General features: G+C 70.1%; 15 protein-coding genes. 6 read left to right on the top strand and 9 right to left on the bottom strand.

Annotated features, from left to right (window positions below; genetic code table 11):
• Nucleotides 1–6: 6 nt before the first annotated feature.
• Nucleotides 7–906, bottom strand: a complete 900-nt coding sequence (locus SM754_RS02020) for a ribonucleotide-diphosphate reductase subunit beta (protein ID WP_323674546.1) — start codon at nt 904–906, stop codon at nt 7–9.
• 108 nt (nt 907–1,014) lie between these two features.
• Here SM754_RS02020 and SM754_RS02025 point away from each other — a divergent pair, with 108 nt between their 5' ends.
• Nucleotides 1,015–2,763, top strand: a complete 1,749-nt coding sequence (locus SM754_RS02025) for a MutS-related protein (protein WP_323674547.1) — start codon at nt 1,015–1,017, stop codon at nt 2,761–2,763.
• 139 nt (nt 2,764–2,902) lie between these two features.
• Here SM754_RS02025 and SM754_RS02030 read toward each other — a convergent pair whose 3' ends face one another.
• The 7 genes from SM754_RS02030 to SM754_RS02060 all read right to left on the bottom strand — a co-directional run bounded on the left by SM754_RS02030 (nt 2,903) and on the right by SM754_RS02060 (nt 10,365).
• Nucleotides 2,903–3,139 (bottom strand): hypothetical protein, encoded by a 237-nt coding sequence (locus SM754_RS02030; RefSeq protein WP_323674548.1) that lies wholly within the window; start codon nt 3,137–3,139, stop codon nt 2,903–2,905.
• A gap of 246 nt (nt 3,140–3,385) precedes the next feature.
• A complete protein-coding gene (locus SM754_RS02035) occupies nt 3,386–3,784 on the bottom strand; it encodes an Hsp20/alpha crystallin family protein (RefSeq protein ID WP_323674549.1) in 399 nt (132 codons plus the stop codon).
• Nucleotides 3,785–3,935: 151 nt separating this feature from the next.
• Complete coding sequence (locus SM754_RS02040; RefSeq protein WP_323674550.1) at nt 3,936–5,363, bottom strand: dihydrolipoyl dehydrogenase family protein; 1,428 nt, start codon at nt 5,361–5,363, stop codon at nt 3,936–3,938.
• Nucleotides 5,364–5,452: 89 nt separating this feature from the next.
• Entirely contained in the window at nt 5,453–6,415 is a 963-nt protein-coding gene (gene kdgK1, locus SM754_RS02045) for a bifunctional 2-dehydro-3-deoxygluconokinase/2-dehydro-3-deoxygalactonokinase (protein WP_323674551.1), read from the bottom strand.
• 148 nt (nt 6,416–6,563) lie between these two features.
• On the bottom strand, nt 6,564–7,604 hold the full coding sequence (gene rtcA / locus SM754_RS02050; protein WP_323674552.1) for an RNA 3'-terminal phosphate cyclase: 1,041 nt from the start codon (nt 7,602–7,604) through the stop codon (nt 6,564–6,566).
• Nucleotides 7,605–7,606: 2 nt separating this feature from the next.
• Nucleotides 7,607–9,985, bottom strand: a complete 2,379-nt coding sequence (gene mutL / locus SM754_RS02055; RefSeq protein ID WP_323674553.1) for a DNA mismatch repair endonuclease MutL — start codon at nt 9,983–9,985, stop codon at nt 7,607–7,609.
• Between the two features lie 41 nt (nt 9,986–10,026).
• Nucleotides 10,027–10,365, bottom strand: coding sequence for a hypothetical protein (locus tag SM754_RS02060; protein WP_323674554.1), 339 nt, complete (start codon nt 10,363–10,365; stop codon nt 10,027–10,029).
• A gap of 50 nt (nt 10,366–10,415) precedes the next feature.
• Here SM754_RS02060 and SM754_RS02065 point away from each other — a divergent pair, with 50 nt between their 5' ends.
• On the top strand, nt 10,416–10,958 hold the full coding sequence (locus tag SM754_RS02065; protein WP_323674555.1) for a hypothetical protein: 543 nt from the start codon (nt 10,416–10,418) through the stop codon (nt 10,956–10,958).
• Nucleotides 10,959–10,997: 39 nt separating this feature from the next.
• On the opposite strand, the gene glnA is transcribed toward SM754_RS02065, so the two are convergent.
• A complete protein-coding gene (gene glnA / locus SM754_RS02070) occupies nt 10,998–12,350 on the bottom strand; it encodes a type I glutamate--ammonia ligase (protein WP_323674556.1) in 1,353 nt (450 codons plus the stop codon).
• A gap of 125 nt (nt 12,351–12,475) precedes the next feature.
• Between glnA and lrp the strand changes: the two genes are divergently transcribed.
• The 4 genes from lrp to SM754_RS02090 all read left to right on the top strand — a co-directional run bounded on the left by lrp (nt 12,476) and on the right by SM754_RS02090 (nt 16,262).
• A complete protein-coding gene (gene lrp, locus SM754_RS02075; protein WP_323674557.1) occupies nt 12,476–12,931 on the top strand; it encodes an HTH-type transcriptional regulator Lrp in 456 nt (151 codons plus the stop codon).
• Between the two features lie 236 nt (nt 12,932–13,167).
• Nucleotides 13,168–14,481, top strand: a complete 1,314-nt coding sequence (locus tag SM754_RS02080) for a carboxylate--amine ligase (RefSeq protein ID WP_323674558.1) — start codon at nt 13,168–13,170, stop codon at nt 14,479–14,481.
• Between the two features lie 140 nt (nt 14,482–14,621).
• A complete protein-coding gene (locus SM754_RS02085) occupies nt 14,622–15,974 on the top strand; it encodes an LLM class flavin-dependent oxidoreductase (RefSeq protein ID WP_323674559.1) in 1,353 nt (450 codons plus the stop codon).
• A gap of 54 nt (nt 15,975–16,028) precedes the next feature.
• Complete coding sequence (locus SM754_RS02090) at nt 16,029–16,262, top strand: hypothetical protein (protein WP_323674560.1); 234 nt, start codon at nt 16,029–16,031, stop codon at nt 16,260–16,262.
• Nucleotides 16,263–16,409: the final 147 nt, after the last annotated feature.

A 16,409-nucleotide genomic window follows, 5' to 3' on the forward strand; every position in this document is an offset into this window, starting at 1 on the left:
CGGCAGTCACCCGTCGAGTTCGGTCAACGTCTCCACGTCCGGCACGTCCTTCGCCGCGTCAACGATCTGTTCCATGCGTTCGGCGTGCTTGCGCGCCGCGTACGACGCCAGGTCCTCGGCGCCCACCGCGACCGCGTCGTCGTCGGACGCCGTCGACACCGCGTCCTGGACGAGCATCGCGAGCTCGCCCGTCAACTCGTGCAGGAACGACGGCGACACGTCGCCCGCGGCGACCAGGTCCTTGAGCTTCCGCATCCCGAACCCGACGTGCCGACCCTCGTCGCTCCGTATCCGCGAGAACCCCTCGACGAGCCCCGGGAGCTCCGGGAGCCCCGCGACGTCACCACTGAACGACGTCTGCACGCCGTAGTACCCCGTCTGCGCGAGGATGCCCTCGACCGTGAGGTGGTAGTGACAGTACGCTCGCGCGCGGTTCTCCGGCGTGTCGTCCTCGAGGAGTCGAGTCATCGCCGCCTCGTTCCGTTCGAAGAGCTCGTCGTACGCGTCGTTGAACCACCCCGAGTCGTGCGGGTCCGAGCGCGCCGTCCCACGGCGGTCCTCGGCCGCGTGGACGACGCGCGTCCAGTACCGATTGAAGAACTCCGCGTGCTTGGCCTCCTCGTAGAGCTGGGTCGTCACGAACAACTGGTCGTTGACGTCGTCGAGGACGACCGCGAGCGGCGACAGGTCCTCCGTGACCGCCTCCTCGCCGGCACCGAACAGCGCGAGCGTCCGCCGGAGCGAGTCGAAGGCCGCCGCGTCCAGGTCCGCGACGCGGTCGACGTCCGCGTCGAGGTCGACGTCGACGGGGTCCCAGTGGCGGGACACGGCGTTCCGATAGTACCGGAACGAGCTCGCGTCCTCGTCGATACCGGCTCGCGGAGCGTCGTCTGCGGGGTCGGTCATGGCGACGTGTTGGCGTGCTCGGGAAATCAATCCCTCGGGCGGGCCCGCTCCCGGCGTCCCCGGGACGGTTGCGGGGTTTTGATTACGTCGCGCTCGCAGGCTTGGGGTATGCGACTGGAGGAGTACTGGGGTGTCGGCCCGAAGACGCGGGCGTTGCTCGTCGAGGAACTGGGCGTGGACGCGGCCATCGACGCGATCGAATCGGGGGACGTCAGGGCGCTCGTCGACGCGGGCGTGCCGCGTGGACGAGCGACCCGCATTCTCCGGCGGGCGACGGGCGGGTCGGGGATGGACGTGCTCGCGACGAGCGACGCCCGGGACGTGTACAAGGACCTCCTCTCGGTGGCGGGGTCGTTCGCGCTGACGGCGCGGGCGGCCGACGCCATCCACGTGCTGACGCCGCTGTCGGACCGGTCGGCGATGCGGGAGCGTCTCGCGGACGTCGAGGCCGCGCGCGAGTCCTGGGCGGCGCTGGACGACGGCGAGCGCGAGGCCGTGGTGGCGGCGTTCGACGCGTACGACGACGCGGACGGCGGGGAGAAGGCGAGCGTCGAGGCGGCGATCGCGCTCGTGGACGCGGGCGTCGTGGCCGACGAGGGCGTGTTCGCGCCGCTGGCGGGCTTGGACCGCGAGGCGCTCGCGGACGCTGCGCGTGCGCTCGGTGCGCTCCGCGAGGGCAACGTCGCGAGCGGTGCGGACGACCGCCTGGATGACCGCCGCGAGCAGGTCGCGGCCGTGGAGACGCTGGAGGCGAACGCGGAGTCGGTCGTCGAGGCGATACGCGGGGACGGTGCGCGGACCGCCGGCGGGTTCCAGGACGCGTTCGTCGACCACGTCTGCGCGGAGACGGGTGTCGAGGCGACGACGGTCCGGGATGCGGCGCCCGAGGGGGCGCGGGACGCGACGGACTTCGTGAACGAGGCGCTGCGGGCGCTGTCGGCGGACCGCCGAGAGGCGGTCGAGGCGCGCGAGCGCGAGGTTCGCGTGGAGCTTCAGGGCGCGGTCGCGGACGCGCGAGCGGACGTCGACCGGGCGGTCGCGGCGGTCGACGACGTCGCGTTCGAGCTGTCGCTCGCGCGGTTCGCGGCGGCGTTCGACCTGACGTCGCCCGAGTTCGTCGAGGACGCGGTCGCCGTGGCGGGGGCGCGGAACCTGTCGCTCGCGGCGAGCGGCGAGGAGTCCGTGCAGCCGGTCCGGTACGCGCTCGGCGAGCACGACCTGGACGCGCCGCCGGGCCGCGAGCGCGTGAGCGTCCTCACGGGCGCGAACTCCGGCGGGAAGACGACGCTCCTGGAGACGCTCTGTCAGGTCGTCCTGCTCGCGCACATGGGACTCCCGGTGCCCGCGGACCGTGCTGCGGTCGGCCGGTTCGATTCGGTGGTGTTCCATCGTCGGCACGCGAGCTTCAACGCGGGCGTGCTCGAGTCGACGCTCCGGAACGTCGTCCCGCCGCTGACCGCCGAGGGCCGGACGTTGATGCTCGTCGACGAGTTCGAGGCGATAACGGAACCGGGGAGTGCGGCGGATCTCCTGCACGGACTGGTGACGTTGACGGTCGAGAAGGCGGCGTTGGGGACGTTCGTGACGCATCTCGCGGACGATCTGGAGCCGCTCCCGGGAACGGCGCGCGTGGACGGTATCTTCGCGGAAGGACTCACGCCGGATCTCGAACTGGAGGTGGACTATCAGCCGCGGTTCGGGCAGGTCGGCCGGTCGACGCCGGAGTTCATCGTGTCGCGGCTGGTGGCGAACGCGGACGACCGGTCGGAGCGTTCCGGGTTCGAGACGCTCGCTGAGGCGGTCGGGCACGAGGTCGTGCAGCGGACGCTCGCGGACGCACGGTGGAACGAACCGTAGTGTCGAGGAGTCGCTGGGAGTTGCCGTGTGGTGTGGGTGTGGACGCGGGTGAGTCCGTGGCGTCTGAGGGTCCGAGTGGGGGTGGGAGGGCGACGGGGTCGGGTGTCGGGGCGGTGGGTCCGTGTGTGGTTGCTGCCGGTCAGGTCTTCTTGTTGCTGATGATGACGCGCTCGGTGCTCTCGCGGTGGTGGATGAGAGAGTTGAGGCCGCTGCGGAGCAGCACCAGGCCGACCAGCAGGAGCGCGATTGCGCCGAGCAGGTACTCGGTCCTCGGGAGTCCAGTCCCGAGGAACGGTCCTTTCATCAGGAACCACGAGGCGGCGCTCGTGGTGAGCAGTCCGATCGTACCGAGACAGGCGCCGAATTTCCGACCCATATCATCATCGGTAACCAGCAATGCGCCTAAAGGTATCTAATATTTCCTTACCAGTTGATTCCGTATATTAAAACCGTCGGCGGGTCGTAGATTTGAGTTGCGAGATGGAGACGGTGGGATTCGGTCCCCGATCCTCGATACTCGGTCTCGCTACTCGTCTTCTGTCGAGTACCGCTCGGGCGTACCGAAGGTGTGCCGTCGCGTGCCGAAGTGTGCCGCCCAACTCGACGCCGACGCGGGCGTCGTCTAGCGGATGTCGATGTCGTGGCCGAGGTCACGCTCGCCCTCGAGCGTGGGGAGCGTGACCTCGAGGACGCCGTTGTGGTAGGACGCCTCGATACCCTCGACGTCGATCTCGCCGGGGATGCTGACCGTCTCCGTGGTGCTTCGCGAGTGCCGGACGTAGGACTGCTCGGACTCCTCGCTCGTCTCGGTGACCGCGGAGATCTCGAGGTGGCCGTCGTGGTAGACGAGGTCGATCTCGTCCGTCTCGAACCCGGGGAGGTCCATGACGAACACGTACATGTCGTCCTCCTCGTGGAGGCTCGTCGTGCGCTCGATGCCGTCGGTCGTTCGCCCCTCGAGCATGGGTGTGCGGTCGCCGAACGTGCGGTCCATCCACATGCTGTCGAAGGTCCGTTCCATCTCCTCGAACATCCGGCTCATTTCGTCGAAGTTTCGCATTTGTGATCACCACTCGTACGTCGTGTGAGGAGATAAAGACGTAGCGAACCGGGCTAGCACGGCGCCTGGCGGGCGTTCGAGATGCTTCGCCGAACCCGGTGTCGGTCGTCCGTCAGTCGTCGCCCTCGGTGGGTGCGACGGCGTCGCTCGCGTCGCGGACGAGGCCGTCCAGTATCTCGGGCGTGGTCGGATGGTACGCGCGGTCGGGGAGCTCGCGGACGTCCAGTCCCATCTCGACGGCGAGTTGCATCGTCTTCGCCATGACGTCGGCGTGGTAGTGCAGGCCCTGGTAGCCGAGGACGGTCCCGTCATCGGCGTCCACGACCAGGCTCGCGCGGCCCTCGGGGACGTCCTTGGTCTTGAACACGCCGTCGTCGCTCGCCTCGCGCGTGACGTGGACCACGTCGCGACCGGTGGTCTCGGCGCTCGCCTTCGAGTGCCCGACGCGCGCGTACGGATACACGCCGAGTGCGGAGAACACGACGTGGTGATGGACGTTCTCGTATGGCTCGATGGCGTCGTGGTCGCCGCGACCGTGCGCGAGGAGGTTCTCCGCCGCCTGGAACCCCTGCTCCTTCGCGACGTGGAGGATGGGTTCCTTCCCGTTGACGTCGCCGACGACGAACACGCGGTCGTCGTCGCGCGCCTGCATCGTCTCCCGAACCCAGCCCTCGCCGGGGTCGAGGCTCGTGTGCTCGAACCCGAGGCCGTCGACGTTCGGGCGGCGGCCCGTGAACAGGAACAGCTCCTCGGCTTCGACGACGTCGTGGTCGCCGTTCTCGTCGGAGACGTGGAGGCGGACGCCGCCGTCGTCCGTCTGTTCGACCCGCTCCTCGTACGTGTGCCGGCGGACGTCGACGTCCCACTCGTCCTCGTAGATGTCGAGGAGGTCGTCGCCGAACTCGGGGTCGGCCTCGTCGAGCGGGCGCGCGTCGTGCTCGACGACGGTGAGGTCGGTGCCGCCGGCCTCGGCGACGTACGGGACGAGTTCCAGGCCGACGTAGCCGAAGCCCATGACGACGCCCGAGTCCGGGAGGCTGGTGGCGTCGAGGACGTCTGCGCTTCCCATGTAGTCGACGTCGTCGATGCCGGGGATGTCGGGGACGTTCAGCGTCGAGCCGGTGGCGACGACGACGTAGTCCGGTTCGACGGTCTCGTCGCCGACCGCGAGGACGCGGTCGTCGACGAACCGCGCGGTCTCGTGGTGGAAGGTGACGTCGTCGCGCTCGGCGAGGTCGTGGACGGCCTCGCGGCGGTGCTCGGCGAACCCGAGGACGTGGTCGTCCTTCGTGTCGACGACCGCGTCCAGGTCGACGTCGGGGACGTCGCCGTCGAGGCGATGGTCGTGGCGCGCCTGGAAGCGGTGCGCACCCGCGGAGATGACCTCCTTCGACGGCATGCACCCGCGGAGGATGCAGAGCCCACCGCCGGGTTCGCCGTCGTCGACGAGCGTCAACTCCACTCCTGGCTCGTCGGCGAGTTCACCGGCGACGGCGGCGCCCGCGCTCCCGTACGCACCAACGATAGCGACGTGTGTCATGGCGGGGACTGGGTGGGCGAGCGTGATAGCAGTTCGCCTGCCGTGTGCCGAACGTGCGAGGAACCCGTCTGACCGATGTCGACGGGGAGCTACCGCGAGATGGCCTCGCCGCCCTCGCCCACGACCGCGTCCACCTCGGCCTTCGTGACCGTCGCCACGTCGCCGGGGATGGTGCGCTTGAGGGCGGCGGCCGCGGCCGCGTACTCCAGAGCTTTCGGGACGTTCGCGCCGGACAGGCGCCGTGCGAGGAACGCGCCCGCGAACGCGTCGCCGGTCCCGACCGCGTCCACGGTATCCGTCTCGAACGCCGGCTGTTCGTGGATGACGTTGTCGTTCCACGCGAGCGCGCCCTGGTCGCCCCGCGTCACGACGACCGTCTTGAAGTCGAACTCGCTCGCGAGGTGGTGCGCGAGCTGTGTCGCGTCGCCCTCGTAGTTCAAGACGGCCTTCGCGTCCTTCAGCGCGATGATGAGGACGTCGACCACCTGGAAGAACTGCGTGATCGTCTTCCGGGCCTCCTCGGGCGACCAGAGCTTCGAGCGGTAGTTCACGTCGAACGCCGTCATCGTCCCCGCCTGCTGGGCGGCGTCCAGGAGCGTCGCCGCGGTCTCCCGCAACTGGGGGCTGAGCGCGGGCGTGATGCCGGTCGTGTAGAACGCCTGGGCCTGCCGGATGCGGTCGACGTCCAGTTCGTCCGGCGTCGCGGTCGTCACCGCGGCGTCCTCGCGGTCGTACACGACGTTCGAGCCGCGCGGTCGTCCCCCGGACTCCAGGTAGTACGTGCCCTGGCGGACGTCGTCGTCGTCCGTCCACACGACGTCGGTGTTGACGCCGTACTGTCGGAGGCCGCCGTCGACGCGATGCCCGAGCGCGGTGTCCGGGAGCTTCGACATCCACGTCGTCACCGCACCGAGGCGTTCGGCCGCGATGGCGGTGTTCGATTCGGCGCCGGCCGCGCGCACCTCGAACTCGCGAGCGGTCTCCAGTCGTTCGTCGTTCGGCGGCGAGAGTCGGAGCATCGTCTCGCCGAACGTCACGAGGTCGTCGCTCATCGAACCACCCCAGGGGAGCGTACGCCAGTCATGGTCGCCACAACGGAAGGGACCGGTATAAGTCTCCCCCGCGGCGCAAGCGTTCGCTCGACCGACAGTCCGCGACCGGCCGGGGCGAGGCGGGCTGCGGTCACCGCCGCACGTCGATTCACTCGCCGACGATGACGCCGTCGTCGTCGACGCGGACGTCGAACCCGAATGCGCGAGCGACCGCGCAGTTCGCCCGGACGTGCTCGGTCACGGCCGCGGGCCGCACGCGACCGCTGGCGAGTGCGAGCGCGAGCACGAGCTGGTCGGCGGCGTGTACGTCCACGACGGGCGGTCGGCGTGGCCCACCGGCGTCCGGGCTCGAACGCTCCTGCCCGCGGAACGCGACGGCGTCCGCGGCGGCTCGCTCCCCGACGTCCTCGGCCGGCGTCCCGGGTTCGCCGAGCGCGCTGAAGCCCGCGGTCGTCGCCTCGTAGTCGAGGACGACGAGCACGCCCGCGCCGGTACTGGGCGCGCGAACGCTCCGAGCGGTCGACATATCCACCTCGACGTTCGCCGTCTCGAGGTCGTCGACCGCGGCGGCGACGAGCCGGTCGGCGACGTCGGCGTCCGCGAGGTCGCTGGACGCGACCGCTTCGACGCGCGCCCCCCGGAACGCGCCGCGGTCGTCGAACGCGACGCGCTCGCGCTCGCTCGGTGCCACGCGCAGCGTCGCCTCCCCGCCGCCGCCGGGATAGAAGCCGCGCCGGGAGACGTCGACGGTCGCGCGCCACCCGGCCCGCGCGGCGAGGGGCAGGCGGACGTCCCGATAGTAGTCGACGGTCGGCGACCACGCGACGTCGGTCCCGCCGGTCACCGTCAGCTCGATGGGGTCGTCGACGACGACGCCGAGCGGGAGGACGGTCTCGAACACGAGCGTCGCCGCGCCCGCGGTCCCGACGTCCACCGCGACCGACCCGCCCGTGGGGTCGCCGGGGTCGAACGCGACGACGTCGCTCCCGAGTTCGGCGCCGTCGACGTCGGCGTCGCAGACCGCGGCCGCGGCCTCGACGCACGCGAGATGCTGGTGCTTCAGGCCCGGGTTCGGTCGAGCGCCGCGGACGTCCTCGACGCGGACCGCCTCGCCCGTGACGGCGGCGAGCGAGAGCGCGGACCGGAGCACCTGCCCGCCGCCCGCGCTCCCGTCTATCGTCACCGGCATCGTCAGAGCTCGCGACGGCCGCCGTGGCCGGGGTAGTCGCGCTCGAACCGGTCCTCGAGGTCGGCGTGGTCGATGCGGACGACCGTCGGCCGGCCGTGCGGGCACGCGAAGGGATTCTCGCAGTCGTCGAGCGCCTCCAGCAACTCGACGACCGACCCCTCCGTCAGGGACGTGTTCGCGGTGACCGAGGGATAGCACGCGAGGTCCGCGACGAACGCGTCCGCGAGCGCGTCGACGGTCTCGGCGCCGTCGTCGTCGCTCGCGACGAATCCCGACAGGACGTTCCGGACGTCGCCGGGGTCGAGCGTCTCGTCGAACACCGCGGGCACCGTCGTCACCGTCACCTCCCGGGAGCCAGTCGCGTCGTCGCCTCCGGCGTCGTCACCGTCGACGTCGTCGCTTCCGGCAGTGTCGCTTCCGGCGTCGTCGCTGCCGGTGGTGTCGGTCCGTTCGGCGTGGAACCCGAGCGTCGCGAGCGCCTCGCGGTACGCGGGGAACGCCTCGGCCTCGCCCGCGGTCAGTTCGAGCGTCACGGGTTCGGCGAGCGCTTGCGCGGTCGCGTCCGCCTCGAACGCCGCCCGCAACCGCTCGTAGTTCACGCGCTCGTCCGCGGCGTGCTGGTCGACGAGCACCAGCCCGTCGTCGGTCTCCGCGACGAGGTACGTGTCGCGGTACTGGCCGAGGACGCGCATCGACGGCAACCGGCCGTACTCGCCTGCCGGCGTCGCCGCCTCGCCCGTCAACGTCCGCTGTTCCGCGGCGCCATCGAACCGTCGTCCGTCGCCCGAGGACTTCCGGTCCGCCACGGGCCGATGGTCGCCCGCGGCCGAGGTGGACCCACCAGACGCCGAGGTGGACTCACCAGTGGCCGGGGTGGACTCACCAGTGGCCGGGGTGGACTCGCTCGCGGTCGACACACCAGTGGAACCGCTCGTGCTCGTCGACCCCGACGTGGACCCCGTCGCCTCGGTCGAACTCGCGTCAGTCGAGCCCGCGTCAGTCGAACTCGCGCCCGCAGACGAGTCGGCGTCGGTCGCACGCGCTCGCCGCTCGCTCGCGTCGCGCGTCGTCTCGTCGTCGACCGGCGTGGACGCGTCCGCCGCGACCGGACTGCCGGACTCGTCGCCACCGGCGCCGTGATTCGCCCCAGAGTCATCCTTGGCGTCGACGGTGGTCGACTCGCTCTCGGCGTCGCCGCGGTCATCGTCGTCGTCCGCCCGCGGCACGTCGTCCTGCGATGCGTCGGCCGACTCGACCGCGGGGTCGTCGGCGGGACCCTCGGTGTCGAGGTCGGTCGCGGTCGTCGGCTCGACCGCCGCCTCCGGCGGCTTCGACCGGCCGCGTGGCGCGCTCGACCGGACGAGGCCCGCGTCGAGCAGCGTCTCCTCGACGGCCGCGCGCACCTGGCGTTTCATCGCCGCCTCGTCCGCGAACCGGACCTCCATCTTCCGCGGGTGGACGTTCACGTCCACGTCCCCCGCCGGGACGTCGAGGAACAGCGCGGTGAAGGGATAGCGGTCCGCGTCCAGCTGCCCGCCGTACGCCTCGACGACGGCCTCGCGGACCGCGCTCGCGGACACCGCGCGACCGTTCACGAACACCGAGACGTACTCGCGCGCGCTCCGGTTCGTCTCGGGGTCCGACACGAGCCCGTGGACGTCGTCCAGCGGCCCGTCCGGGAGCGCCACGTCGACGTCGTCGACAGCGTGCATCGCCTCCGCGACCTCGCGACCGTACACCGCCATCACGGTCGCGAGGCGGTCACCGCGCCCGGGCGTCGCGAACACCTCCCGGTCGTCGTGCGAGAGCGAGACCGCGACGTCCGGGTTCGCGAGCGCGTACGACCGCACCACGCGGTTGACGTGCGCGAACTCCGTCGGCGTCGTCTTCAGGTACTTCTCGCGAGCCGGCGTGTTGTAGAACAGGTCCCGCACCTCGATGGTCGTCCCCGCCGGACACCCGACCTCGGTCACCGACTCGACCTCGCCGCCCGCGTACACGAGCTCGGTGCCCGTCTCGGCGTCGTGCGGGCGCGTCCTGATCGTCAGCCGCGACACCGCACCGATGGTGTGCAGCGCCTCGCCGCGGAACCCGAGCGTCGACACTCCGGCTTCGAGGTCCTCGACGTCCCGTATCTTGCTCGTCGTGTGCTCGCGGACCGCCGCGCGCACGTCCGCCTCGGTCATCCCGTGCCCGTCGTCGCGCACGGTCACACCGTCGACCCCACCGTCTTCGACGCCGACCGTGACGCGTGACGCGCCCGCGTCCAGCGCGTTCTCGACGAGTTCTTTCACCACCGAGGCCGGTCGTTCGACGACCTCCCCGGCCGCGATGCGCTCGACGGTCCTCGCGTCGAGCTCGCGGATGTCCGTCTCTGTCATGTCCGGGTCGACGGGCGGCGACGTCAAACGCGTGACGGTCGCTACCGTCCCGGGTCGTCGTCGAGGAGCGTGCGCGCGATGCGGTCGCGGTCCGCCATCGCGCCGCCGACGGCCCCGGCCGGGAACGGCCCGACGCCGAGCGCGCCCAAGCGCTCGGTGCGCGCCGTCCAGACCGCCGAAAGCGTCACCGTACTCCCCGGTTCCGTCTCCGGGAGGTACTCCGCGGGCATCGAGATGGCGCCGTCCTCGACGACGTGCAGCGTCCGCAGTCCCTCGTAGGCGGTCCGCGCGTCCGCGTCGAGGTCGCTCGGCCAGAACTCGGGAACGAGGACGACCCGTCCGCCGTCCGGTTCGACCCTGAACGTCGCTTCCGCGTCCATGCGTCACGCTAGCAGTCGAGCGCGCTAAACGTTGACGAACCACGTGGCTGGTGAGCGACGCGACCCGCACGCACGATGCCCCGTTCGTCAACCCGATACCCCTCTGGAGCGAACGAGCGGGCATGCAACCAGCCGCCGCACCAGGGTTCGAGGTACCGCTCCGGTTCCTCGCCGGTATCGGCGCCGCCGTCGTCGCCACGCTCGCGATGGACGCCGTCATGGCACGCCGTCCCGAAGGCGCCACGCCACCGACCGTCGCCGCCGGCGTCCTCACCGACCGCCGCCCCGACCGCGCACCCGAACGACTCGCGACCGTCGTCCACTACCTCGCCGGCGGTCTCAGCGGCGGGCTCTACGTCTGGCTCCTGTACGCGACCGAAGCCGCGCTCGACGTCGACAGCGCCGTCGAGACCGTCGCCGCCGCGGCCGTCCTCCTCGTCCTCATGGTCGGGTTCTTCGCCGTCGTCGTCCTCCCGCGGTCGCGCATCCAACCCGACCGGCTCCCCGCCGTCCGCCGCGACTGGACGCTCTCCGCGGGCACCTACGTCGTCGTCCTCGCACCGCTCGTCGCGCTCGCGAGCGCACGCCTCTGACCGACACACGCTAAAAGAAACCTGTCGCGCCGCGGGCCCTCAGAACGTCTCGAGGTAGCGGTCCTTCTCCCACTCGGAGACGGAGACGCGGTAGTCCTGGAACTCCGAGCGCTTCGCCTCGAGGAACTTCTCCGTGACGTGCTCGCCGAGCGCGTCCTGGATGACCTCGTCCGCCTCGAGCGCGTCCAGCGCCTCGCCGAGGTTCTCCGGGAGCGTGTCGATACCGTACTCCTCGCGCTTGGCCTCGTCGAACTCGTAGATGTTCTCACGGACCGGGTCGTCGCAGTCCATGCCCTGCTCGATGCCGTCGAGCCCGGCGTGGATGAGCGCCGCGAACGCGAGATACGGGTTACACGACGGGTCCGGGAAGCGGGCCTCGATGCGCGAGGCGGCGGGGACGCGCGCCGCCGGCTTCCGGATGAGCGCCGAGCGGTTCCGGTCGGACCACGCGACGTACACCGGCGCCTCGTAGCCCGGCACCAGGCGCTTGTAGGAGTTCACCGTCGGGTTCGCGACCGCCGCGATCGCGGGCGCGTGCTCGAGGATACCGGCCGTGAACTGCTTGGCGGTCTCGCTCAGGTCGAACTCGTCGTCGCCGTCGTGGAACGCGTTCTCGCCGTCGCGGAACAGCGAGAAGTGCGTGTGCATCCCGCTGCCGTTGATGCGCGCGATAGGCTTCGGCATGAACGTCGCGTGCAGGTCGTGCTCGGACGCGATGGCGCGAACGACCGCGCGGAACGTCGCGACGTTGTCGGCCGTCGACAGCGCGTCGTCGTACTCGAAGTTGATCTCGTGCTGGCCCTGCGCGACCTCGTGGTGGCTCGCCTCGATCTCGAACCCCATGGACTCGAGGCCGAAGATGATGTCGCGGCGGACGTCCTGCGCGAGGTCCTTCGGCGCCAGGTCGAAGTAGCCGCCGGCGTCGTTCGTCTTCGTCGTCGCACGCCCGTCCTCGTCCTCCTCGAACAGGAAGAACTCCGGTTCGGGCGCGGCGTTGACCGTGTAGCCGAGTTCGTCAGCGCGCTCGATGGCGTCCTTCAGGACGCCGCGCGGGTCGCCCGAGAACGGCTCGCCCGTGGACGTGTTGATGACGTCGCACATGAGGCGCGCGGCGCCACCGTCCTCGGTGGTCCGCCACGGGAGCACGGCGAACGTCTCCGGGTCGGGGTCCAGGCGCATGTCGGACTCCTGGATGCGGACGAAACCGTTGATCGAGGAGCCGTCGAAGTAGATGCCCTCCGTGAACGCCTTCTCGGCCTGGCGCGCCGGGACGGACACGTTCTTGACGGTCCCGAGGATGTCCGTGAACTGCAGCCGCAGGAAGTCGATGTTCTCTTCGTCGATGGTCTCCAGCACCGCTTCCTCCTTCTCGGAGAGGTTGCCGCTTGTCATCTTATGCTCGCTTCGATAAACTACTTCCAGTACAAAAACCTTAGTGCTGTACGCAAACTTTCGCCCATCTCGAACCGATTGTACGTTCGTAAAGTTCTAAACCCTCCGGGGCGCACGTTGGAGCAATGACGTACGAAAATCTCGATGCGAAGCTAGTGAATGCACTTCTCGGCGACGGTCGGGCGAGCCTTCGGTCGCTCGCGGAGGACCTCGACGTCTCCGTGACCACGGTCTCGAACCACCTCAGCGACCTCGAGGATCAGGGCGTCATCCGCGGGTACACGCCCGTCGTCGACTACGACGAGCTCGGGTACGACGTGACGGCGTTCATCCAGCTGAAGGTCGAAGGGAGCGCGCTCCCGGACATCACGGAGCGCCTGCAGGGTCACAAGCAGATGACCTCGGTCTACGAGGTCACGGGCGACTACGACGTCGTCGCCGTCGGGAAGTTCCTCGACACTGACGGGATGAACGCCCAGATCAAGGAGCTGCTCACCGACCCGGACATCAACGAGTCGAACACGAGCGTCGTCCTCAACACCGTCAACGAGAACGAACAGTTCACGCTGGACGTCGAGTGAACTGACTCGACCAGCGTACGACCGCCGCCAGGCGGTCGTTTCCCTGCCGCTGGCACGAGCGTACGCCGACCGCCAGGTCGGCGTCTCCTGACGGGTCGCGCGACCGGACGACCGCCTCCAGGCGGCCGTTTCCCTGTTGTTCGTCCGAGCGTTTGCCGTGTGCGAGGGTGTGGTGGCTCCGGCGTCGCCTGCCGGAAGCGGACGTCACTTTTGCGTGTTTCGAGTACGGGGACGCAATGAGTACGCGTTTCGCTACGACCGAGGAGCTGGTCGCGGATCTGGAGGCGCGGTCGTTCGAGCGACCGCCGGCTATCGTCTGTAACGCGCACGTCACGGGGCTCGGGGTCGCTCGCGCGCTCGCGGCGCACGACGTCCCGGTCATCGCGCTCGACCGGACGCCGGACGGCGTCGCGCCGGGGTCGACGGCGGTCGCGGCTGCGGGCGCGGTGACGTACCCGCTCGACGACCTCGACGGGTTCCGCGCGGACGTGGAGGCGGTCGCGGACGCCGTGGCGGGCGAGCCGGTGGCGTTCGCGTGCATGGACGAGTGGGTGCACGCGCTTGTCGCCGCGGACCCCGACGGCGTTCGACTCCCGTTCGCGACCGAGGCAATCGACGGCGTGCTCGACAAGACCGCGCTGTACGCGCGCTGCGAGCGACTCGACGTCCCGTATCCCGAGACGTATCGCGTCGAGGAGGCCGGCGTCGACGGTGACGGGCCGCCCGTGCGGTCCGCGGACGCGGCCGCGGACGCGCTCGGGTTCCCGCTCGTCGTCAAGCCGGCGCGCAAGCGCGAGTTCGAGGAGGCGGTCGGGACGAACGTCGTCGAGGTCGCGGACCGCCAGGAGTTCCGCGAGGTCGTCGACGGCGCGGCCGAACAGGGCATCCGCGTGATGGCCCAGGAGAAGGTCGCGGTCGCCGAGGGCGAGGACCGGTCGCTCGCGTCGTACCGGAATCCCGACGGCGACGTCCTCGGGGTCGTCGGGAACGCGCGCGTCCGGCATCCGCGCGGGTTCGGGACGTCCTGCGTCGTGGACGTCGTCGACGGTCCGGCGGTACGCGAGCGCGCCGAGGCGGTCCTCGACGACGCCGACTACCACGGTATCAGCGAGAGCGAGTTCGTCTACGACGAGTCCCGCGAGGAGTACGTCCTCCTCGACGTGAACACGCGCCCCTGGAAGTGGATAACGCTCCCCGTCGCCGCCGGCGCGAACCTCCCGATGGCCGCGTACGCCGCCACGGTCGACGACGCCACCTACGAGCCCGGTCGCTCCGCCGACGCCCACGACGCCAGCGACGCCCGCGACACACGCGACCCGCGGTGGGTGTTCCTCGCGGACTACGTCCAGGAGGTCGCCGCGAACGGCGGCGACGTCCTCTCCCGGGAGGACTGGCACGCGGTCGCGCAGGGCGACGTCGCGCCCGCGGCCCTCGCCGGCGGCGACGGGAGCGACCTCGTCGCGGGCGTCTACCGACCCGACGACCCGGACCCGACCTACCAGCTCCTGCGGACCGAACTCGGGCTCCGCGAGTACTACTGCGCCTGCTGAGCGGCGACGCCGACCCCGATGCGACGGGCGGGTGCCAGCGGCCCGCGGCGGCAGCCGGTCGTTCTCGCCGGTACCGCGCGGACCCCGGGAGACTCGCCGCTACCGCGGGCCCTTACGACGTTCGCGCGGTACGCGAGTCCATGACCGACGACCACGTTCGCCTCAACCTCTTCACGATGAACGCGGTGGAGCACGTCACCGTCGGCTCCTGGCGGTACCCAGGCGACCAGTCCCAGCGGTACGCCGACCGCGAGTACTGGACCGAGGTCGCCCGGACCGCCGAACGCGGCGGGTTCGACGGCGTGTTCTTCGCTGACGTCCGCGGGATCTACGACGTCTACGACGACAGCCGCGACCCAGCCATCGAGCGCGCCGTGCAGACGCCGTCGAACGACCCCACGTACCTGATTCCCGCGATGGCCGAGGTCACCGAGCACCTCGGGTTCGCGGTGACGAAGTCGACGTCGTACAACCACCCCTACCAGCTCGCCCGCGAGTTCTCGACGCTCGACCACGTCACGGACGGGCGCGTCGCGTTCAACGTCGTCACGAGCTACCTCGAATCGGCGGCGGCGAACCTCGGCGTCGGCGACCGCATGGACCACGACGAGCGCTACGACCGCGCGGACGAGTTCATGGACGTCTGTTACGCGCTCTGGGAGGACTCGTGGGACGACGACGCGGTCGTCCACGACCGCGACGCCGGCCGGTACAGCGACCCCGAGAAGGTGCGCGCGATCGAGCACGACGGCGAGCACTTCCAGGTCCCCGGCCCCCACGGCTGCGAGCCCAGCCCGCAGCGGACGCCGGTCGTCTACCAGGCCGGGTCCAGCGACCGCGGGCGCGAGTTCGCCGCGAAGAACGCCGAAGCCGTCTTCGTCTCCCAGCCGACGCCCGAGAAGGTCGAGGAGTACATGGCGGACCTCCGCGAGCGCGCCGCCGACCACGGCCGGGACCCCGACGAACTCGCGTTCTTCCCCGGCATCGTCCCCGTCGTCGCCCCGACCGAGGCCCTCGCCGAAGCGAAGGAGGAGAGCTACCGGGACGCCGTCGACGTTGAGGGCGTGCTCGCGCTCCTCTCGGGGTTCGTGGACATGGACCTGAGCGAACTCGACCCCGACCAGCGCATCGAGCACATCGAGACCGAGGCCATCCAGGGCACCGTCAACGCGTTCGCCGGCGGCGAGAGCGAGTGGACGGTCCGCGAGATGGCTGAGTTCGCCGGGCTCGGCACCACCAGCCCGGTCGTCGTCGGCACCCCCGAGCAGGTCGCCGACGAGATCGAGTACTGGTACCGCGACGTCGGCGTCGACGGCTTCAACGTCAAGGAGGTCGCGCGCCCCGAGACCCTCACGGACTTCGTCGACCTCGTCGTCCCCGAACTCCGCGAGCGCGACCTGCTGCGAGACGAGTACGAGGGCGACACCCTCCGCGGGAACCTGTTCGGTCGCGACCGCCTCAGCGACACGCACCCCGCGAAGCAGGACGGGTAACCTCTCCCGGGGTGCACACAAGAATTATCAAAGCAAGTGTACCTTTAGTGGCGTGTGGACGCGGTAGAGAAGGCGAAATTCGTGGCGGCTGCTATTACCACCCTTCTTGTGGGAGTTCCACTGCTGGCCTGCTTCCCGCACATCGGCAAATCTGGCTCTGATATGTATGCCTGTGTCTTCCCGACCATCCTACAGACTACGACACCGAACTCGAGGCTGGTATTCGCTGTCGGGCTGGTATTCTTGGGGGGTATCGCTTGGCGGTGGCGAGACAGCGGAGGCTTCTGAAATCCGGATTCAATCACGTAATTGGCTGATGGCGTCCGGCGATTCCTCTCGGTGAGCTAGTTCACTTGACGTGTCTATCAGGCGTCGAAGAAAGACCGCAACGTGTTCTGAGTCAGTGCGTGGCGCGAACGGCTGGGGGGTGTGAAG

The organism is Halorubellus amylolyticus (genome assembly GCF_034808145.1).
GTDB lineage: Archaea > Halobacteriota > Halobacteria > Halobacteriales > Natrialbaceae > Halorubellus.